Raw genomic sequence first — 20,975 nt, 5'->3', positions numbered from 1 at the left:
GAAAGAGGTTTTCACATGCCCGTACTGAGTATTATCGCCTGCAGGATGTTTGAGGATGAACTTGCCCATGTCCTTTCGAGCGATAGGGAACTGGAGCAGTTGATTGTGGTTGAAGGAAGGGATAGTTTCGGGCTGCTCCGGAAACTCAAGTCAGATAACCGCCTGCCCGGAACAGCGCCTCTGGACAGGGTTCCTTTTCTCCTGGGAAACAGGCACGGCTCTGGCTTCATGACGATTGCAAAACCCCTGCTTAAGCTTCCTTTTTTCAGGAAAATTCACGAGAAGATGGAGCTCAAAGCGGCTCACAGGGTGACGGTGGTCGTAAACCCGCTCAGGCTGGGGCTTCATGACGATCTCGATCTCCTTAAGTCTGAAGTCTACGGAAAGATCAGGGAGATGGCAGCGTTCTCGGACGGAATCCTTCTCTTTTACTGCAGTTGCGGAGAAGCCTTTGAGAGTCTGGAAGAGGACTTTTCGGGATTTGATTGCCCCCTTTACTGCCTGAAAGACGGAAATGGGGAAGTCGTGGCAGACTGTATAAGCGCCGCCCTCGGGGGAAACGCCGCCTACGACGAAACCATGTACGCCTGCAGGGGGACTGGCGCCCTCTACTTCACGCCTATGTGGGCTTCGAGCTGGAAACAGATGGGGGAAGAAAGGAAGAAATCCCGGAATTTCAACGACAATTTCCTGAAGGATCCGAGATACTCACGAGTTGTAAAAATCGATACCGGCCTTTCATACAACCCTGATTTCCATACAAATATCAGGGATTTTGCCCGCACTTTCGACATGGAAATTGTTGAAGTAAAGGGAAGTGCGGAACTTGCAGAGAAGTCCTACAGGGCTGCCAAAAAAGGTGTTATCCAGCATACTCTGGAATGATTTTTCATAACTCTTTCAAAAATTCATTACCTGGTCGCTCAGCGACATCTCATAACTTTTATACAAAAATAATCCAAAATGAGAAAATAATCCAAAATGAGAAAATAATCCAAAAAGAAAAGGTCGAATTGCCCTTTTGGGGGAGAGCAATTCGGATTTTCAGGTTAAATCTGTTTGTTTACTCACCATAGGCAAAATTGTAGGCAATCTTTCCTATGATGGGGATTTTGAACTTTGAGCCCCTGAAAGCCATGTACATCGGGATCACGATGAGCAGCATTCCAGGCATTCCAACACCGTCTGCAATGGCCCAGCCAATCGTTGGGATCCATGCCACAAGGAAGATAAAGAGAACATACGGCAGGAAGAGCAGGACCGACTGCATGGCGTGGAAGCGGACGAACTTGTTCTTGCGCTCAAGGAGCAGGAAGAACAGGCCTGAGAGCCAACCTACAGGGTAACAGAGAGCTGCCACGACATTTTCAGGCAAGCCCAGGAAAGTTTTGTACGGCATATTTTTCACCTCTTTAGTCTTTAAAGGCTGTCAGAAAATAAACGAGCCCGGATTACCGGAGCTCGATTGCCTTCTGCGGGCAGATAGTAACACAGGCTCCACATGCTGTACACTTTTCCTGATCGATTTCAGCCAGGAATTCCGTGACCTTGATAGCGCCTGCTGGGCATTCTTTTTCACATTTCTTACAGCCGATACAGCCGACCTCACAGACTGCCTTAACGTCTTTACCCTTGTCATGGGAACGGCAGAGCACATGCACTTTCTCTGAGTTCCTGGCAAAGGTGAGCACACCGTTAGGGCAGGATGCAATACAGTTTCCGCAGCTTGTACATAGGTTCTTGTTCACAACCGGGAAACCGTCTTCTCCCATGGAGATGGCGTCAAACGGGCAGGCTCTGACACAGGTCCCAAGCCCCATACAGCCGTAGGTACAGCCTTTCCTGGAATCACAGAGCATGAGGGCAGCTTTGCAGCCTTCCACTCCCTGATAATCATAAAGGGTCGTACAGTGAGCCTGTCCACCCTGACAGCGGACAAAGGGAAAAGCCTTCTCGGACTCTGAAACTTCCTGTCCCATGACTGCGCCAATCTGTTTTGCAACGTCATATCCTCCGACCGGGCAGCTGTTTACAGGTGCACCACTGAGGACAATTGCTTCGGCACAGGAAGCACATCCGGCAAATCCGCACCCACCACAGTTGGCTCCAGGGAGAAGGGAAGCGACCTCATCGACCAGGGGGTTGGTTTCCACTTTAAAGACCTTGGAGGCAAATACCAGCATTGCGCCTACCGCAATACAGAGCCCTACAAGCACCGAAACGGTGTTTATGATCACAGTCATAATGTCTGCGGTCATAGTGGAATCACCTTGAAGTAGTTAGCAAAGGACATTGACATGATCAACGCAATGAAGAAAGCGTATGTGACTCCTCTTCCAACTGCTTTTGGGACATAGAGCACGTTACTCCTCTCACGTATGGAAGACATGATGAGCATTGCAACAGTATATCCTACTCCGGCTGCAATCCCGAAAGTAATACTCTGGATGAAGGTGTATTCGTTCATCACATTAAGCAGCACAGCACCGAGCACTGCACAGTTCGTGGAGATCAGAGGCAGGTAAATACCAAGCGACCTGTACAGAGGGGGCATATGCTTCCGGACAATAAACTCTACCAGCTGCACAAGCGCTGCAATCACTATGATGAATGCAATCGTGTTCAGGTACTCAAGCCTCAAAGGAACCAGAATGAACGTGTACAGGAGGTATGAGACGAAAGAGGACAGCGTAATAACGAAGATAACTGCCCCTGACATCCCGGATGCGCTTTTTACGTCCTTTGTGACGCCCACGAAAGAACAGAGCCCGAGGAACTGGACCACCAGGAAGTTCTTAAGAAACACGCCATCCATAAAGATCGCAAATAGAGATGCGTCTGCCATTTTAATCACCTTTCATAGCCTTTAAAATCCTGCGGTAATTGACCATAGTCATCAGGACCCCAATGGTCAGGAAAGCTCCCGGCGACAGAGTCATAACACCTATGGGGTTGTACCCCAGCATGGAGACAAAGTCAATTAACTGGACTCCAAAGAGCTTGATCCCGCCTGTACCCAGAAGCTCCCTGATACCTCCAAGAAGCATTAGCACAAGCAAGAACCCTGAGCCTACACCGAATGCATCAATTATCGAGTAAAAGACTCCATTCTTCAGGGCATAGGCTTCGGCACGTCCGATCACAATACAGTTCACCACGATCAAGGGAATGTACACACCTAAAGATGCGTACATACCAGGCGTAAACGCTTCCATTACCATATCCACTATCGAAACGAAAGTAGCTATGACAATGAGTTCTATTGGAATTCTCACTGTGTCAGGAATTTCTTTTCGAAGTAATGATACCAGCATATTTGAACCGACAAGAACAAATAAGGTCCCTGCAGCCATACCAATCCCGTTTTCAACGGAAGTGGTGACAGCCAGCGTAGGGCAGAGCCCTAACACGAGGCCAAATATGGGGTTGTCCTTGGTAATTCCTCGCATATATTCACTTGCTACACTCCTATTATCACCCATATGAATCACCCTTCCTGAGCTCTTACACCATCGATACCAAAGTGCAGAGCATTCACCACCGTTACGGTTGAAATAGTCGCACCGGAAATGGCATCAACTTTTCCACCGTCTTTGGACAAACTAAGATCAGCCACTGGCAGATTTATGAACTGGGACTTAAAACCGGGTTCCGTAATTTTTGCTCCAAGCCCCGGAGTTTCGGCGTGGGCCATAACTTCCATTCCTGTTACGGTGTTGAAGTCCGCGCTTACTCCACCAAGAAGCTCAACAAGGCCCTGTGCACCGGGTTGAGTATTTCGGAAGGCATACCCGACGATATTTCCGGAAGAGTCAACTCCACGGAAGTACAGAACAACAGGGTTGCCTTCTGCATCTACCTCGTCCCCATAAACCGGTTCAAAGTCTGCAGCTGCGGGCAGAACCGCTTTTAATGCCTGCTTCTCCTGCTCAGCCTGCAGTACTCCCAACTGCACCTGGGTAGGGACAAAGGTCACTGCCAGAAGTACAGCCGCGAGCGCTGAAAGTACAATCATTTTTATGATAATGTTTGCCGGGGTATTTTTCACGCTTCAACACCTCCAAAAGGCTTTGGAACGGTGGAGCGTTCGATCAGCGGGGAAATGGCATTTGCAAGCAGCAGTCCATAGAAGGTCCCCTCGATATAATTTCCAGTGAAGTACCCGTAAACTACTGTAAGGACCCCACAAGCAACCCCGTAAATAAGTCTTCCATTCCGGGTTATCGGAGAGGTAGAGGTTTCCGTTGCAATGAAAAACACTCCAAGCAGGAAAGACCCTGTAAAGATGTAAGAAAGAGGATCTCCGAGCACAACCACAAGCACCACAGTTGTCAGTAAATACATGAGAGGAATTCTCCACTCAATGTACCTTCTGGCAATGAGGTACAGCACACCGATCATCGCGATGGGGGATGCATCTGCCAGGAACCCGGCTCCTGTCTCAAGGATAAGGTCCGAGAGAGAACCAAGCTGGGGAACTGAGAGAGGTACCATCAGGAAAGGCCAGGAAAGCTTCAAAAAGACCCAGGTAGCCAGTGCGGGGTTGAACATATAAGAGCCAAGCCCCCCAAAGGCATGCTTTACAACCCCTACTCCGAAGACTGCCCCGATAAAGGGTAGCCAGAAGGGGACTGCGGGTGGGACCATCAGTGCGATCAGCAGTCCCAGATAGACTGCATTTCCATCACCGAGTGTGACTTTCTGTTTGAATGCCTTTTGGATTGCCAGTTCGATAAAAACTGCACCCAGCACTCCGGCAACAAGATTACCGAGAGCGGGGAATCCAAATAAGTAAATCGAAGCTAAACATAACGGGAGAAGAACAATAAATCTGCTCCACATTAATTTCTTAACCGACACACCTTCCTTTATATGAGGAGGTGGGGATACCGTAAAGGCCATTTATTTAGTCGCCTCCTCCATAGCTTCAGCAGCACTCAGGTTGTGGATCTGAAGCTTTGAGTATTTGATCAATTGCACAAGATGTCTTTTTGAGGGACAGACTACCGCACATGCCCCGCACTCAATGCAGTTCATAGCGTACAGCTGCTCACATTCCTCATATTTACCAAGGTTCGAATAGGATGCAATTCTGGTCGGAAGCAGGTTTACAGGACAGACGTCCACACAGCGCCCACAATGGACACAGGCAATCGATTCATCCCGCAAGACTTCTTCCTTTGTCTGGATGACAATTCCCGTGGTGTTCTTGACCACTGGAGCCTCATCCGTATACACGGCTACTCCGCCCATCGACCCGTTAATAATAAGCTTGCCAGGTTCACCCCTGTAACCTCCGCAGGCATCAATTACGTCCTTTATAGGAGTTCCGAACCTGACAATTACGGACCCGGGCTTGTTGACAGCTCCTGTGACCGTTACTGCGTTTTCAAGGTACGGCTTGCCTTCATATATGGCATCGTATACTGCTTTGGAAGATTTTACTCCGCATACTACCACATGCACATCTGAGGGTTCGTGTCCGAGGGAGATCTTCCTGCCCATCACATCAGCTGAGAGCAGGTTCATCATCGTTGGGGTATAGGTGGTTTTGCCTGCTGCAACCACGATGATCCGGTCGTCAATGTCTTCAAGGTAGTAGTCAGCGTGCCTCTTCCCGATGATCGGGGCAATAGTGAGGGGTTTTCCATCAACTACGGCGCCTTTGAAGGCTTTTATGGACTCCTTGTCATCTGCCCGGACAACAATTACTCCCCTCGAGATCCCACTTGCTTCAAGCATAAGGCTGAACCCTTTGAGAACCTTGTCAAGGGAGTTCAGGTAAGCATGGGTAATCAGGGGGAAGGTTGCATTCATGAGCAGAGTATCGATTCTCTTTCCAGGCTTCAGGGCAAGGTATGTGGGCTTTTCGTAATACTCGACAATTCCCGCTTCCTTGATCATCTGGATTAACCTTGAAGGAGGTGCATTCTTTTCAGGAACGAACTCAACCGATTGTGTACACTCTGAAGGTGTGAGCACAACACTGAGGATTCTCTTTCCGCTGGGGTTTGGCATCAACCCAATTGATTCCACAGTCCCGCAAAAGGGGGAATGGACATAAGCGAGGTCGCTGCCCTCGCATTCCCCCAGCTTCTGGCCGACGAGAACCTCTTCGCCTTTCTTAACCAGAGGAGCACAAGCAATTCCGTCATGCTGCCTCATGGGTATAATCGCCTTTTCAGGCAGTTTATCAAGTCTAATAACATCACTCAAGGTTTGCCGCCTCCTTACAGTGCAGGCTCCGTTTCAACCTCTACAGGTTTCGGCCTGGGATAGGTAACAGCGATGCTCTTTGCAGCTGCTGAGTCTCCTCCCGGATCCTCTACATAACCTATAGATGTCCAGTCAATCACGGCTTTGCTTCCATGGCAGTCCTTGCAGGTCAGAGGAGAAGAAATTCCCACATCTTTGCTGACGATGCTATGTGCGACCTGATAATAAAGTTCCGAAGTCCTCAAGACCGCATCCGGATAATCGGGCTTTCCGTCTCCGTTGGCATCGTAAGCCTGCATTTCGTCCACTGTAACTTTACCATCACCGTCGGAATCCGCTGCCTTCACATACTGTACCGGGATCGGATCTCCAATGGAGATGCTTGTGTTCGGGTTTGCGAGCACTTCAGGGTTAGTACCTGCGTCCCACCAGGTTCCGGTAATATTGTTGAACGGGACAAGCATTACACCTGTGTCATTCCTTGTATCCACGCTTGGAAGGACATCTCCGAAGGTTCCGTTGTGCCAGGCAAGGACAGGCTGGAAGTCTGCTTCCCGGTAAACATCTTCACGTTCTCCATTCTGCCAGCTGAAAGATTCAAGTGGCTTGCCACCCGGCAGATCTCCTCCAGGAAGCTCAGGGATGTGACATGCTTCACAGGCAAGGAATTCCATGTGAGAGTCAGCAAATGGACCGTGTGATATACCTGCATGGCACTCAGCATCGTCACAGCTGCGCATGGTGTCATCATAGTGGCTCTCCGGAAGGTCGGGGGAATCTGAAGTGTTTCCACGTCCGATCTGGTGATCAGAGGTTATTATGAAACCTTCAGTGTGGTGACATTCTGCACATTCAACACCTTTTGCTGCATGGACGTCTGACTCTGCATAGGATTCTTCATCGCCCCACATAACAGCCCTCTGTTCTACATCGGTGATGTGGCACTTCTGGGCACAAGAAGACTCCTGAGGAGCCCCGTTTACATTATCGTGGAAAACGATCAGCAGAGGGTAGGGGGTAAGCAGATTAGCGTTGTAGACAAAAAACTGTATAGGATTGGTCCTTGCAGCAAGGCTGGATTTTGCCATAGCTGCACTGTTTGCATCATCATATTCTCCCTTTTCGATTTTCTCGGCACGGGCTTCGAAATCGTAGAGACCATACTGCTCATGGCACATCATACAGTCAACGCCAACACCATATTCTGCAAGCGGACCTCCACCAGGATGGTACTTCCCGAATTCTTTGACCCATTCCTCTTCTCCGGATGTTTCAAGATCAAAATTTGTGAGGGGAGACCACCGATCCATATCTACCTGTACATGATAAGAATGATTGACATTTTCGTAGACATCGAAGTGACAGCCTCCGCAGACCGTATCGGACCATTCTCCCTTGGTCATGTAGTGGGATGCAATTTGATCATTCCCTGCATATCCAAGAGAAGAATAGGCACCAGCAGCCACGAGAAGCAGCACAGCGACTCCCGACACCAACAGATTTAACCTATTCATAACGACCACATTCTCTTTTTTTGTTCACGTTGTTATGTTCATGCTTGGAAAGAAACAAAGTTCAAATTTCAACAACTTGAAGCTTATATTGAGTAATGAATGAGATTGAAGGATAATTTACGGCTGGATCGTATACGGCCAGGGGTGTACTGCCGTCACTTCCAGGCCTCCAGTGGCATAATCCAGAAACACAAAAGGAAATAATTAACGGAAAACTGAAGCGAGAAGGAACTGGCATGAACGGCTAGCCTAGCTCTTTTTGGCAGATTTGGTTCCCCTGAAGGCTTTTTGATCACCGGCTTTTTCCTTTCCTTGCTTTAGATAGCCATTTTACTCCGAAAAACAAAGCTAAATTCCACTTCAACGAAAAATGTTTGCGTGAGGTAATACTTATTTCTTTCGAAATAAGTTTGAGGGAATTGTACAGACATTAATAAAGTAATAAAAATATATACTTAATATATAGTACGCGACGTATATTAATTAAATATATAAAATGTCTGTAATAGAATTTAAAAATTACACTTTTTTAATATATATAGTTTTCCAAAGAAAATATACATGATTATACATTAAAATCAGGAAGGGAATCTACAAAAGCCAACTGGTGAAAAGAATCCTATTAAACCTTCAAAGAAAAGAAAAAAGCCTGTGAGATATAATAACATAAAAAATATATAAAACCTGTAGAAGTGGTCAGGGTAATCAATAATTAATTATTCAATAACCATTAATCATGAATCAACCAACAAATCAAAGTGAATAACCAGTAAATCAAAGTGAATAACTATAGAACGTCCCGCACAGAACAGGGAATAAATACAGCAATGATAGAACACAACGAAAGAAATAACGAAAGACGTAAAGAAAATTACATAAAAGAGCTCATATCAAAAAAACAGACAACAAATAAAAACCAACAAATATAATAAGAAGAAAGAGTTTAAAAATAAATGAAAACCGTTGGAAATAAAAAAGCAATAAAAATGTGAATAAAAATAAAATTTCACCTTCAATTTCAATTTTACCTCGATCCAGTGAACTACCCGCTAAATCTAAAGATTTAACGGGCTTCCCGCGTCCTACCTCGGAGCAAACTCCACAAGTCCACAGGCCGGCGTTTCCGCCCATCCTTACAAGGGATTTATGCTTCCTACCTCGGAGCAAACTCCACAAGTCCACAGGCCCTACCCTTGTCCCATAGGTGAAAAATTATTTAATACGAAATATTCTGTTATCCTGTGCTTGGTTATCGCATAGGATTTCAGTACATTATGATAGGGTTTGAAGATAATGATAATGGATAGCGAAAAGAATGTGGGGATATTTAAAGGGATTCATCTCCAGGCTAAAGTATAGGAGCTTTCTCCCTTCTTTCTCGAAAAATAAACATCTGGATAGAATAATAAAATAACCTAAAATTAAAAAACAAGAAGGAAAAATTGATAGAGCATGGATTCAAAATACAAAACACTATTTGCGTTTTTACTGATTATATCCATATTAGTATCAGGCTGCGTGCAGTCTGAACCTGAAGAGGATAGAGAACTCAAGGAGTTTCAACAGACAAGAAGCACTATGGACACTACAGTTACGGTAGCTGTATACGCTTCTAATGACAGCGAAGCTTCGAAGGCAATAGAGGACGCCTTTAGTGAAATATACAGAATTGACGCCCTTATGAGCCCTTCAAAAGAAGATAGTCAGCTTAATATCCTGAATACCAGAGGAGAAGTTGAAAATGCTGACCCTGCTTTTATCTACGTACTGGACCAGTCAAAGTACTATTCAGAGAAAAGCGGAGGAGCCTTTGATATTACCATCCAGCCAGTACTTGACCTCTGGAAGAGTAAATTCCTCCCTGAAGGATCACAGGAACCCCCAACTTCAGATGAACTGAACGAAACTCTCAAACTCGTAAACTACTCGGAAATAAGCACCGAAAATGGGAATGCAAGTCTGAGCCCCGGGATGAAAGTAGCCCTGGGAGGGATTGCAAAGGGCTACGCAGTTGATAAAGCAATCGAGTCTTTGAAGGAAAACGGGATTGAAAACGCTTTTGTCAACGCGGGAGGAGACGGGAGATACATCGGTCAGAAGCCAGATGGCACCTCCTGGATGGTAGGCCTTCAGAACCCGGACAGAAGCGAACAATATGTTACTGCAATTGAAGCTCGTGATATTGCAGTAGCAACAAGTGGAAACTACGAACGTTACTTTAACGAGTCGGCAAGAGTTTCTCACATCTCGGACCCGAGAACAGGATATCCTTCAGAAGGCATTATTAGCAGCACGGTAATTGCCAGAAACGCTATTGACGCCGATGCTTTTGCAACTGCAGTCTTCGTGATGGGAGAAGAAGAAGGGCTTGAGATGATAGAAAATCTCGAAGGTGTTGAATGCCTTATAATAACCGAAGACCGCAGGCTTGTGTATTCAAGCGGATTCAAAGAATATGAAGCAGAAGGCTATAGCTAAAGTCAGATCAGTGTGAGATGTTGTAGTTAAGACACACAAAAGGAACTGATCAGGGTATGGAGGACTTATACAGTCCAGAGCAAGAAGACCTGTCAGTCCAGGTATACAGTATGCAGGACCTCATAAATGGGACCTTCAGGGGTTAGAGTGCTTTTCTTCAGAAGCACTTTATTTACCTGCATGCTGCCAATTTTTGTATCTTTTAACTCTTTCAGGGCATCTGCAAAAGCATTTTTTTGATCTTTATTCAGGAATTTTACCCTGGCAAGGGTAGCATGAGCAGTAAATGCCCTCCCGTCTTCTTTGAACTTAAAAGGTTTCAGGGCGGTTTCCACATCATCATGAAGAGTCTCGAAGTTTCCTGTTGCTCCCAGCCACAGGACTTTAGGATTAGAAGGTTTTGGGAAAACCCCGATGCCTTCAATCTGTGCTTCGAAAGGCTCACAAGTAAGAGAATCAAGAGCCTCAGCCAGGGGTTTGACCATTGTTTCTTCAATATCACCGATGAACTTCAGAGTTATGTGAACTATTTCAGGGTTAACAAACTTAAGGTCAAAATCGGAAAATCTCTCCTGGATATGGAGGATTTTTTCCCTGAAACTCGGATCCAGTTCCACTGCTATAAATGTCCTGATCAAAGTTTTCACCAATATAAATTAGAAGAAATAACCAGAAAAATGTTTCTGTCACTTTACCGTTCAGAAAAAAACGAATTCAGGATGACGTTTCCAGAAAAAAATTGTAAACCTGAGTGATCCTGACTACATTTAAAAAAGGTGAGAAAAAGGAACAGCGAGAATTGAAGAGAAAAATAAAAGAGAAAAGAGAAAAAATAGGAACAATCACAGAACAATTATAATATATCAAATATTACAACACTACACGGTAAACAAACCTGTTACATATTCAATTACCGGTAATGTTAACTCTGAGAACTAATGTGAACCTATGGAAATGATATTAGCTCGAAGAAATAATAATTAACTTCAAAATCAAACAGCAGAATATAAACTAACCTCAGAGCAAAGAAGCAGGACTGCAAATATAGTTGCATAAAAATAAAAAGGGGTGGACGACATGGACAGAGCACGTATAATTGCAGAGGCGGCAGCCCGTATTTCCCAGAAACTTGATGCTGCCGCAATTATGGTCTCAGGAGATCTGAGCTTTGAGGGGATCGAGACCGGAGGAGTTCCGGTTTATTATATCTCCATGCGCCCGAAAAGCATAATAGATCACCTCGTAGCAACCGGCAAAGAAGGAAAAAGTCCTGTAAAAGAACTCAGCGACCAGCTCAACCGGGAAGCTTCGGGCAACTTTGACCACCTGCAGCATGCCGCAGCCATAGAGTACGTGCTTGAGGGGCCCAAAGGCGGGATTGTTGTTGGTGTTGTCGAAACTCGCGGTTCCAGCTCTATTATAGTCCATAGCCTCGATGAAAACCCTCTGATAAAAGCAATGAAAGAATGTGAAGAGAGGGTCAGGCCTGAAGTCATGAATGCAGTTCTGAAGATTGCTTTTGATATCGCTCTCACAGGCAGGGAAGGAAAAAAAATAGGAGCTGCTTTTATTGTAGGCGATTCAGAAGAAGTCCTGAAACGCTCTCATCAGATAATCCTTAACCCTTATGCAGGCCATGAGGAAATCCACAGAAACGTCCTTGACAAAAAAAACTGGGAATCCATAAAGGAATTTGCCCAGCTTGACGGAGTTTTTGTGATAGATGAAACGGGCATTATCCATGCAGCAGGACGATACCTTGATGTGGATGGGAAAAATATTGATATTGATAAAGGACTGGGAGGACGGCATGTCTCAGCAGCCGCCATCAGCAGGGATACGGTAGCAATCTCAGTTACAGTATCAGAGTCAGGCGGAGTCCTCAGAGTATACAAAGATGCAAAAGAAACCATCTGCATAGAATCCTTACAGCCTGCTACCAGATACATCTGACCTGGAATGCAGGGAAAATGTTTAGCTGCCTGTTAATTAACTACCTGTTAATTAACTGCCTGTTTTTAACTACCTGTTAATTAACTGCCTGTTTTTAACTACCTGTTAATTAACTGCCTGTTTTTAACTACCTGTTTTTAACTACCTGTTTTTAACTGCCTGTTTTTAACTACCTGTTAATTAACTGCCTGTTTATTAGAGCCCTCCGGTGCAGGTATGGAAACTCGAATGAAGAATGGATACTCATTAATAAAGAATATACATATCTCTTAATATGCAGAAAACCGGAGAACAGAGAGTAATTCCATGAGCAGGCAGATCTTCTACATGCCTTTCAGCCTGAAATTCCTTTTCCTTTTGATTCTCATTCTGATCTTTGGGCTTGGGTCTCTGTTTCTGGGAATTATTGTCTCTACCTTTATGAAAATAGGATTTTCCGCAGAAGACGCACTCTTAATCCTGTTTCTATCCCTCCTTGGAAGCGGGATCAATATCCCACTGACAACTCTGAGGTCTGAGATTCCGGTTGTCAAGGAGAATTATGTAAAGGTCTTTGGGGTTTCCTACAGGATTCCTATCCGGCAGATGGTTAAAAATGAAACGGTACTTGCCATCAATGTAGGAGGAGCAGTTATCCCGATCCTGATTTCCACCTATCTTCTTACACAATTCCCTTCTTCCATCCATCTTGCAGGAATTGGCATAGCAGTTGTTGCAGCCATAACTTATTCCGTAGCGAAGCCAATTCGGGGAATAGGAATTGCAACTCCGGCCCTGGTCCCGCCCCTGACAGCTGCCCTTACTGCAATCCTGCTTACTTCGGCTATCCATGTCCCTGGCTGCCCTGCGGAGACGTGCCGTGTCATTATTGCTTATACAGGAGGAGTGCTTGGGACCCTTATAGGAGCTGATCTGTTTAATCTGGGAAAAATCAAGAATCTCGGAGCCCCTGTTGCAAGCATAGGAGGGGCAGGGACCTTTGATGGAATATTTTTAAGCGGATTTATTGCCCTTCTCCTTATCTGAAAAAAGAGAGGAAAAAAGAGATTGAGAGAGACAGCTCTCTACAGAAATGATTTCACTCTATGGAGATGATTTCACTCTATGGAGATGACCCTCTATTAGAAAATAATCCTCTATTACATTCCTCGTCGAAGATAACAGATTAACTCTTTCTTCTAAGAGCCAGACATATCATAACACCGAGAATCCCGGAGATAATTCCAAAGCCTGGAAGTTTTACGGAGGCTTCCTCTGCGGCTCCTTCCTCAGGGTAGCTATTTTTATCTTCAGAGCCCTCAAATGCTATTTCGGAAGAAGATGAAGGAGCTGCCCTGTAATCAGACGAGATTTTTTCAGACTCGTTTGAACCCGGAACCACATCTGTTACGTTGGTTTCTTCTGTAAGATTATCTGCGGATTCAGAGACGGTTTCGGCTTCAATAACCACATCCATTGCAGGGAAAATAATGTATCCGGCAGGAGAGGTACTGCCCTTTCCCTTATCAGAGGTCTGGAAATACCATGAGTCGGTAAAATAAGTCTTTTTATCTTTATCAAGGTTCAGGGTAATTGACTTTGAATTTTTGAGGACAATGCCATTTTCCGAGGTCTCCTTTACTTCAAAACCCTGGAATTCATCCCCATTTTCAATAATCACAGGGTTGTCTCTGTCGATTAACCAGGTATATCTGAAGACTGCAAAGGAATCAGCGGCACTCACAAAAATGGAGTCCACATAGGTAATGAAGTAGAGCTGATCTTTTCCGTCTCCAAAGTCAGCAGTTGCGGTAAACGTCTGATTTTCTACAGTCCCGTCTGCTTCCACAATCCCGGACTCGAGTTCCTCTCCGTTTTTAGATAGGGAAAACCAGACCTTATTACCCTCTACATCAACCTGGTTCACAGTCAGAGAATAGCCTTTCCCAAGATCCCAGGACTCACCGGCTTTCAGCTCTTTTTTAGTATCACCGCTCTGGCTGATAACAAGGTTTGCAAGCTGTCTGGCATCGTTTTCAATAGGAACATATTGTTTTCCGAACCAGGCAAGCTTATAGTAAAACATTCCACCAAGTTCTGCAGGAGTTGTCCCGGCATCAAGCCCCAGTTCGGAAACAAGTACATATTTGTTGGAAAACTGCCTTGTAGAATACACAAGCTCTCCTTCACCTATAACATGGTTTCCGGGGTTGTTTTTTCCAAGTTCGTTCTGACCATCTGTTTCGACGTACTGCAGGCGTTCCCCCCACCAGTTTTCAGAAGCTACAAAGTCTTTGTGCTTATTTATGGGATAGACAAAGCCAACAAAAGTGGTCGCGTTCCAGTAAAAATCATCAGATGATGCCTCATTTGTGTCAAGAGGTAAACCTCTTAGAGTGTAATTTCCGGGATTGCTCAGTTCTTTGGCAGGAAAAATAATGTATCCGGCAGGAGAGGTGCTCCCCTTTCCCTCATCTGAAGTCTGGAAATACCAGGAATCGGTAAAATAAGTCTTTTTGTCCTTATCAAGGTTAAGGACGATTGACTCTGAGTTCGTAAGAACGAGCCCGTCTTTGGAAGCTTCTTTGACCTCAAACCCCTGGAATTCATCTCCGTTTTCAATGAGTATCGTGTCATCTTTGTCAATGAGCCATGTATACTTAAAGACAGCGAAGGAATCCGATGAGCTTACGAAAATGGAGTCCACGTAGGTGATGAAGTAAAGCTGGTCTTTTCCGTCCCCAAAGTCAGCAGTTGCGGTAAACGTCTGGTTTTCTACAGTCCCGTCTGCTTCCACAATCCCGGACTCGAGTTCTTCTCCGTTTTTAGATAGGGAAAACCAGACCTTATTACCCTCTACATCAACCTGGTTCACAGTAAGAGAGTAGCCTTTCCCAAGATCCCAGGACTCACCGGCTTTCAGCTCTTTTTTATCATCACTATTCTGGCTGATTACTATATTTGCAAGCTGTCGAGCATCATTTTCAACGGTAACATACGGTTTTCCAAACCAGGGTAACTTATAGTAAAACATTCCTCCAAGTTCTGCAGGAGTTGTCCCGGCATCAAGCCCAAGGTCGGAAACAAGTTCATATTTACTGGAGAACTGCCTTGTAGAATACACAAGCTCTCCTTCACCTATAACATGGTTTCCAGGGTTGTTTTTTCCAAGTTCGTTCTGGCCATCTTTTTCGATGTATTGCAAGCGTTCTCCCCACCAGTTCTCAGAAGCCACAAAATCTTTGTGTTTGTTTACAGGATAGTTAAAGCCTCCAAAAGTAGCTGCATCCCAACAAAAACCATCAGATGAGGTCGCATTGGTGTCAAGAGAAAGCCCGCAGATAGCCGGAGCTGCAAAGCCTAAAGGAGGGGCCAGCAAACAGATTACAAACGCAATCAAAAGTGAAGACAAAGCTTTTTGGATACCACGATTCATGAATATCATCACTCGTTTTCATTGAAATTTATAAATTGAACCATACATAAAAAGAAACTATAAGCAAATATTGTTATAAATAATACAGAACGTAACAACAAATAAAGCTGAGTAGTTAATAAATTTTACTAATTTGAATTGAAAAAAAGAAAAATAGTACTAAATAGGAAATAAAAACAAAAAAAGAAAATGAATAGCTTCAGTTTGTCAGGAAACCGAGGACATAAGGCATAATAATAAAAAAGCAAAAGCAAAATTAAGAAGAGGGGTAAAAAATTAAGCAAATAGGTATGAAGAGTTAAAGAGTTGCAACCACAGATTCAGTATCGGCTCAGCCCCTTACTCTGAAGCGGAGCAGAGCTGCAATTCCTCCCAGTTTGTGAAGCTTTTCCCCGGGCTCAAAGGTCGTGCTGAATACAACAACCTTTCCCTGCGCCTGCTCAACCTCCATAAGGAGTTTGTCGATATCTTCCCCTTTTTCCCGCCCTTCCCGCAGGGTTTCGTCAGCAATGAGCAGGGTTTCGACAGCCCCGTATCCAAGAGCATTTTTAACATCCGCAAAACCATAAGCGGCTTTACCGTCCATTGAGATCTCCCTGATGAGGTCTTCCATGAGAGAGGATTCCCGGGCTATACGGGACTCCTGCATGATTCGGTCCACAGCTCCTCTGCGGAGCACTTCCTGAAAGCCGGACATCCCGATCATTGAAGTGTCTTCAGTCAGCGCCTTTGAAGCCATATCAGGCTCGACATCATGGAAATATTTCAGGAAATCTTCTTTGGTAAACCCGGGGCCTGCAATCACTATAGAGGCGTCTTCGGGAACCGCATGCCTGAGCTGTTCAACAAGTTCCCTGAAAAACTCATTCCTGAGCCCAGTCTCTCGCTTCCCGGATGACTGCCGGATATGGGAGTAGATCTCAATTCCGTAGTGGCGCACAAAACCAATGTCCGCATCGCCCTCTTCGACTGCTACAAGAACAACTTTAGGGCGTTTTCCGGCCTCTTCGGCGTCCTGGATGCGCTGGAGCTGGTCATTTTTCCAGTGCTCCTTGACAATGGAAATATTTGTCCCTATTTCGACATTAAGAGTGTGATAGGAGCCGGTGTCCATCCCCTGCTCTATCGGGCCGTGTATTCGCAGCCGGTTCGCGAATTTATGGAATTCCATTTCCTCAACCCTGATCCCGAGCCGGACCTTTACTTTCTCGACTTTTTCAGGACGAAGTTTGTCACTTGCAGAATCTGCTTTCCTTTTGGTAAGGGCAAAGACCATATCGCCTTTTTCAATGATGTATTTCAGATGCCAGAGATCATCGAGGGTTTCGGCTGTTACGGCAATTTCCCCTTCCCTGCCTTTCAGAGAACGGTTCGTAACCCTCATACCTTTGTCACTCCATGCATTTCAGTTTCCCCTTCACTTCCCTCTTCGCTTCCCTCTCCGGACTCCGTTTCAATTTCCACTTCAATATCTTCTCCGGATTCGTCTCCGAATTCATCTTCAGTTTCTTCCTCATAGCCCTCAGATTCGGCCTCTAGTTCGGAAGTCCCGTATTCTTCTCCTTCAGGCTCGATTCCCTGCCCTTTTCTTTCTGGTTTCTGGGTCCTGAGGTTTGACTCCCCGGCAGGGATCATCATAGCTACCAGGTCAGGGGATGCGATCTGCTTTACAAAGCGAGGGTCACCGAGCTTGTCCGCATAAATCCGGTAGATTTTTTTCGAGATATCATTCTGATTGAATTTGCCCGGAGTAAGTTCAAGGATATAGTCCCCATGCTTCCGGACTGCAGAAGCAGGCCCGCCTATGACCCTTGTCTCGCCTTTCAGCTCAAGCCCGACTGCAACTCCAAGAGGTACATCTTTGAAGTAATTGCGCTCTCCACGGATAACAAATGCCCCCTTTTTCAGGTACTCTCCGGACTCCGGAGTCTTTGTTACCTGTTCAGCTTTAATCCAGTAGCAGTCCCCACTGAACTGCCCGGCTTTCCAGAGGCTCGAATAAGAAACTGCAAACTGTGCAACTTCCTGAAGAGTGGATTCCGGAACCTCCTCTCCTCCGGTTTTAATAACTGTCAGAGGAGCACCGGGGGTCTGTGTATGGAAGACGATATCTCTTTTTTCCATGTATTTTTTGAAAACTTCCTCGTTAGTGTCGGCATCCCTGCCTCCTACAACCAGGAAACCGTCTGAGGATACAAACCACCTGAAACGGTCGTACCAGTGCTTTTTCCGGGACGCCTGCAGCTTCCTCCCGGCCTTTGCAGCCTTTGCCGCAGCCTTTTTCGCCATAGCCTTTCTGGTATCCTCAATGGCTTTGAGAGCCCCTTCCCTCTTTTTAGTAAACTTTTTGACCTTCTCGTAATATTCCTGGGCGTTCTGGGGCACGGTCTTCCGGATATCAAGGTTGACGCTCTTGCCGTCAAGCTCAACAGTTACAGTCCCGGTCTTCTGATCAATATTTGTAATCATTTGTGCAGCAGGCATGGCCTTTTTGGCCTGTTTCAGGATGGAACGGATTTCATCCCAGGAATAGCCCTTTGCCCTTGCGCCGTTGAGTACTGAAAAAAGCTCTTCGATAATCTGGTAATTGGCGTAAACTATCTCTGCAAGAAGGTTATTTTTCTCAATTTCTTTTTCGAACTTTGCAAGGCTCTCTTCCTGCTGGAGAAGCCGCCTTTCGTAAACGCCAAGGGTTTTCTCCTTCTTTTCGGCTTCCTTTACCTCTGCAACCTGTTCCAGCGACTTTTTCCCGAAAAACTCGTCAAGTGCCGTATTAAATGAATCAAAATATTCCTTTTCGTATTCAGAATAGCGGGTGAGGTCAAAAGGCATCACATCGAAGGTTTCGATCTTCCCGTTGATTTCCTTCTTTATATGCTGAGGTCTGAGCCCCGGAACCTGAGTTTCACTTTCTGCTTGAGTTATAACTTCTATTTCATTACCGGATTCGATTTCAACCTCTGATTCAGTTTCAACTCCGGTTTCAGTTTCAACTCCAGTTTCAGTTTCAATTCCAGTTGCAGTTTCGGCACCTGTTTCTGGCTCAGCCTTTATCTCGCCTTTACCTGCAGTCCTGCCCCTGAACAGCGGGGAAAAGAGGTCCTGCAGCGCATCGTGGAGCCTTTCAGCATCCTCTACAATGGCTTCTTTTGCAGGTTTAGCCTTATCAATTCCTGCACGCGCACAGGCTTCTTCTGCCAGGACTCCCCCAAGGTTGAATCTTGTAGCAATGGTCCGGACAATATCAGCAGTCGATTTCGAAAACGCATCCATAAGGTCCGAAACCTTAGCCTCCACAGGGCTCAACTGTGCCTCCGGAAGCTCATAAATCTCCCCACTCCTCAGCCTGCGGTCCTTCATAGTCACGGGGTTCATTGGCAGGATAATCTTGTTTTCGGAATCCACAATCAGGACGTTTCCCCGAGCGAACAGCTCCACAATGAGGGTGTTTCTGATCCCTCCCCTCTCAATCCCGATCTTCACGATCCTGTCAAAGTCGTGCTGCTCCACGGATACGATCCTGCCCCCCGCCAGGTACTTTCGAAGGAGCATGGGAAAAGCCTGAGGAAGCGTGGGGCTTTCCCTGAAGTGTTTACTTAAATGGATACGCTTCCCAGCCTCAATAAACAGGTTATCCCTACCCTGATGAAAAACGTAAAGGTTGATGCGGATTTCCCCACTTGCAGGCTGGTAGATCTTCCCGATCTTCGCATCAAGAATGGACTTCGAACCCCCTGACAGCTCGGCAACAACTGCAGCAACGTCGGCACTTGACATATCCTGTTTCATGAAGTGGATATAATAGAGGATTCATGTATAAGGTTTCCTGTGCAGAGTTGCGGCTCTGCAGTGCGCGGTCCGTTTCGCTACGCTCAAGCGGACTTATTGTTGGCGGCAGTCGTTGCAGGAATTTTGAGAAAGACATTGGAAGAAGAAAAGATATATTGGAACCGGAGCAAACGGAAATTCTGTATTAAACATATCTTGTCTCGAATCTTCGGTGCAGCCTCCCTCAAGGAAAAAAGAGAGATGAAGTTACAGTTCCTTCAAAAGACGAAAACCAAGATTTCCGAAACGACTCTCAGGGTCGCGTCTGAAGCGGCCAGCCGAACGGCAGAACCCTATATCGCAGTACCAGCTGCCCCCACGAGAGACACGATCGAAGCCATTTCCAGCTTCCCATACACATCCACCTGAAGGAGAATCTTTGTAGTTTTCGTGCCATTTATCCTGAACCCATTCCCAGACATTCCCATGCATGTCATAAAGACCCCAGGAATTCGGTTTTTTCCGGCCAATTGAGTGAGTTTTACGACCTGAGTTCTCAGCGTACCATGCATACTCTTTAAGCTTTGACTCATCGTTACCAAAAGAATACCCTGTTTGTGTACCGGCCCTACAGGTGTATTCCCATTCGGCTTCTGAAGGTAAACGGTACTTATCGGTACTTTCTGTTGCATTCAGTTTTTTAACAAATTCCTGGACCTCATTCCAGGAAACCATCTCAACTGGTCGGTCTTCACCCTTGAAGTGGGAAGGGTTATTTCCCATTATCATTTTCCATTGTCTTTGCGTGACCGAAGATCTACCCATGTAAAAAGGGATTTTAATTGTTACTTTATGGACAGGGGATTCGGAATCTGCTCTGTCTTTCTCTTCAGAAGGTGAATCCAGATCAAATTCCCCGGGCGGGATCAGTACAAATTCCATACCAGTAGAGGAGCTGGCAAAGGTTGCAGGAGTTTCTGAGTATCCAGACTTTGCCACGACATATGAGTCTTCAACAACATATGAGTCTTCAACAACATATGAGTCTTCAATTTCTCCCCTTTTCAGATGGCATAGAACTGCGTTAATGTGATTTTTAAGGTTACTTTTGCTTCCCATAAGATCTTCCCCCCAAAAGTTCTTATTTCGTTATCGGTTTCAATAGTTATTCTGGTTTTTCACGGGCATTGACAGGAACAATTATAGAGATATTATATATATTAACAGGAAATTCATTTCCGGATTTCTTAGCCAATTTATTTCCATTGTAGATGAGCTCTTTTTCTTTCTGAGCAAATCCCATCCCAGTTTAACCTATAATGAGTCCTTTCCGCTGACAATATTTACTTTGAACCTACTCTATATTCGAATCGACTCTATATTCAAGTGAACCGGGAAATCCGAATAATCAGTTGTTCCTGTTAAAGTCCCGATTTTCCTTCCAGAAATGATGTTTATTTCTGTGATCCTGAACTGGTGGTTTTCCAGCAGGCTTTGAAGCCTCTGACCGGGACACAAATTGAGGATAAAAAAACTGTTTTAAAAAAACTCATATAAACAAAAGTAAAATATGAGTTAATCTATCTTAGGAAACCCCAAACCTAAAATCAAACTAAAAGATTCAAAACCCA

The 20,975-nt window shown here is 45.4% G+C and carries 18 protein-coding genes; 4 read left to right on the top strand and 14 right to left on the bottom strand.

The annotated features are described in order from the left end of the window. Window positions 1–15 precede the first annotated feature (15 nt). Complete coding sequence (locus EO93_RS08435; RefSeq protein WP_048136280.1) at window positions 16–885, top strand: DUF1638 domain-containing protein; 870 nt, start codon at window positions 16–18, stop codon at window positions 883–885. Window positions 886–1,063: 178 nt separating this feature from the next. Here EO93_RS08435 and EO93_RS08425 read toward each other — a convergent pair whose 3' ends face one another. The 8 genes from EO93_RS08425 to mmcA are packed head-to-tail and all read right to left on the bottom strand — an operon-like array spanning window position 1,064 to window position 7,730. Further along, a complete protein-coding gene (locus EO93_RS08425) occupies window positions 1,064–1,399 on the bottom strand; it encodes a DUF4870 domain-containing protein (RefSeq protein ID WP_048136276.1) in 336 nt (111 codons plus the stop codon). Window positions 1,400–1,451: 52 nt separating this feature from the next. Continuing rightward, the gene (locus EO93_RS08420; RefSeq protein ID WP_048136274.1) at window positions 1,452–2,258 is read right to left on the bottom strand and encodes a Fe-S cluster domain-containing protein; all 807 of its coding nucleotides are present in this window, start codon (window positions 2,256–2,258) and stop codon (window positions 1,452–1,454) included. Next, window positions 2,255–2,845 (bottom strand): Rnf electron transport complex subunit RnfA, encoded by a 591-nt coding sequence (gene rnfA / locus EO93_RS08415; RefSeq protein ID WP_048136272.1) that lies wholly within the window; start codon window positions 2,843–2,845, stop codon window positions 2,255–2,257. Before rnfA ends, EO93_RS08420 begins: the two co-directional genes overlap by 4 nt. A 1-nt stretch (window position 2,846) precedes the next feature. Next, window positions 2,847–3,482, bottom strand: coding sequence for an Rnf electron transport complex subunit RnfE (rnfE, locus tag EO93_RS08410; RefSeq protein ID WP_048136270.1), 636 nt, complete (start codon window positions 3,480–3,482; stop codon window positions 2,847–2,849). 5 nt (window positions 3,483–3,487) lie between these two features. After that, window positions 3,488–4,048 carry an Rnf electron transport complex subunit RnfG gene (gene rnfG, locus EO93_RS08405; protein WP_235283059.1) on the bottom strand — a complete coding sequence of 187 codons (561 nt, stop codon included), beginning with the start codon at window positions 4,046–4,048 and terminating at the stop codon, window positions 3,488–3,490. After that, complete coding sequence (gene rnfD, locus EO93_RS08400) at window positions 4,045–4,902, bottom strand: Rnf electron transport complex subunit RnfD (RefSeq protein WP_048162006.1); 858 nt, start codon at window positions 4,900–4,902, stop codon at window positions 4,045–4,047. The genes rnfG and rnfD overlap by 4 nt, the downstream gene beginning before the upstream one ends. Beyond that, window positions 4,903–6,216 carry an Rnf electron transport complex subunit RnfC gene (gene rnfC, locus EO93_RS08395; protein ID WP_048136266.1) on the bottom strand — a complete coding sequence of 438 codons (1,314 nt, stop codon included), beginning with the start codon at window positions 6,214–6,216 and terminating at the stop codon, window positions 4,903–4,905. Window positions 6,217–6,230: 14 nt separating this feature from the next. Continuing rightward, window positions 6,231–7,730 (bottom strand): methanogenesis multiheme c-type cytochrome, encoded by a 1,500-nt coding sequence (gene mmcA, locus EO93_RS08390; protein ID WP_048162004.1) that lies wholly within the window; start codon window positions 7,728–7,730, stop codon window positions 6,231–6,233. 1,452 nt (window positions 7,731–9,182) lie between these two features. Here mmcA and EO93_RS08380 point away from each other — a divergent pair. Then, a complete protein-coding gene (locus EO93_RS08380) occupies window positions 9,183–10,208 on the top strand; it encodes an FAD:protein FMN transferase (RefSeq protein WP_048162001.1) in 1,026 nt (341 codons plus the stop codon). Window positions 10,209–10,300: 92 nt separating this feature from the next. Here EO93_RS08380 and thpR read toward each other — a convergent pair whose 3' ends face one another. Further along, window positions 10,301–10,846 carry an RNA 2',3'-cyclic phosphodiesterase gene (thpR, locus tag EO93_RS08375; protein ID WP_048136258.1) on the bottom strand — a complete coding sequence of 182 codons (546 nt, stop codon included), beginning with the start codon at window positions 10,844–10,846 and terminating at the stop codon, window positions 10,301–10,303. 439 nt (window positions 10,847–11,285) lie between these two features. Here thpR and EO93_RS08370 point away from each other — a divergent pair, with 439 nt between their 5' ends. Beyond that, window positions 11,286–12,161, top strand: coding sequence for a diadenylate cyclase (locus EO93_RS08370; RefSeq protein ID WP_048136253.1), 876 nt, complete (start codon window positions 11,286–11,288; stop codon window positions 12,159–12,161). Between the two features lie 306 nt (window positions 12,162–12,467). Next, the gene (locus tag EO93_RS08365) at window positions 12,468–13,187 is read left to right on the top strand and encodes a DUF1614 domain-containing protein (RefSeq protein WP_048136252.1); all 720 of its coding nucleotides are present in this window, start codon (window positions 12,468–12,470) and stop codon (window positions 13,185–13,187) included. A gap of 139 nt (window positions 13,188–13,326) precedes the next feature. On the opposite strand, the gene EO93_RS08360 is transcribed toward EO93_RS08365, so the two are convergent. From EO93_RS08360 to EO93_RS17395, 5 genes are all read right to left on the bottom strand, one after another. Next, window positions 13,327–15,519 (bottom strand): S-layer protein domain-containing protein, encoded by a 2,193-nt coding sequence (locus EO93_RS08360; RefSeq protein WP_235284156.1) that lies wholly within the window; start codon window positions 15,517–15,519, stop codon window positions 13,327–13,329. Between the two features lie 388 nt (window positions 15,520–15,907). Beyond that, on the bottom strand, window positions 15,908–16,960 hold the full coding sequence (locus EO93_RS08355; RefSeq protein ID WP_048136250.1) for an mRNA surveillance protein pelota: 1,053 nt from the start codon (window positions 16,958–16,960) through the stop codon (window positions 15,908–15,910). After that, window positions 16,957–19,365, bottom strand: coding sequence for a ribosome rescue protein RqcH (gene rqcH, locus EO93_RS08350; protein ID WP_048161999.1), 2,409 nt, complete (start codon window positions 19,363–19,365; stop codon window positions 16,957–16,959). Before rqcH ends, EO93_RS08355 begins: the two co-directional genes overlap by 4 nt. Before the next feature lie 246 nt (window positions 19,366–19,611). Further along, the gene (locus EO93_RS08345) at window positions 19,612–20,463 is read right to left on the bottom strand and encodes a formylglycine-generating enzyme family protein (protein ID WP_048161996.1); all 852 of its coding nucleotides are present in this window, start codon (window positions 20,461–20,463) and stop codon (window positions 19,612–19,614) included. A gap of 46 nt (window positions 20,464–20,509) precedes the next feature. Then, the gene (locus EO93_RS17395; RefSeq protein WP_156161270.1) at window positions 20,510–20,647 is read right to left on the bottom strand and encodes a hypothetical protein; all 138 of its coding nucleotides are present in this window, start codon (window positions 20,645–20,647) and stop codon (window positions 20,510–20,512) included. Window positions 20,648–20,975 lie beyond the last annotated feature (328 nt).

Origin of the sequence: Methanosarcina sp. 1.H.A.2.2 (genome assembly GCF_000979975.1) — an archaeon.
Lineage (GTDB): Archaea > Halobacteriota > Methanosarcinia > Methanosarcinales > Methanosarcinaceae > Methanosarcina.
This window is presented reverse-complemented; position numbering and strand designations above follow the sequence as displayed.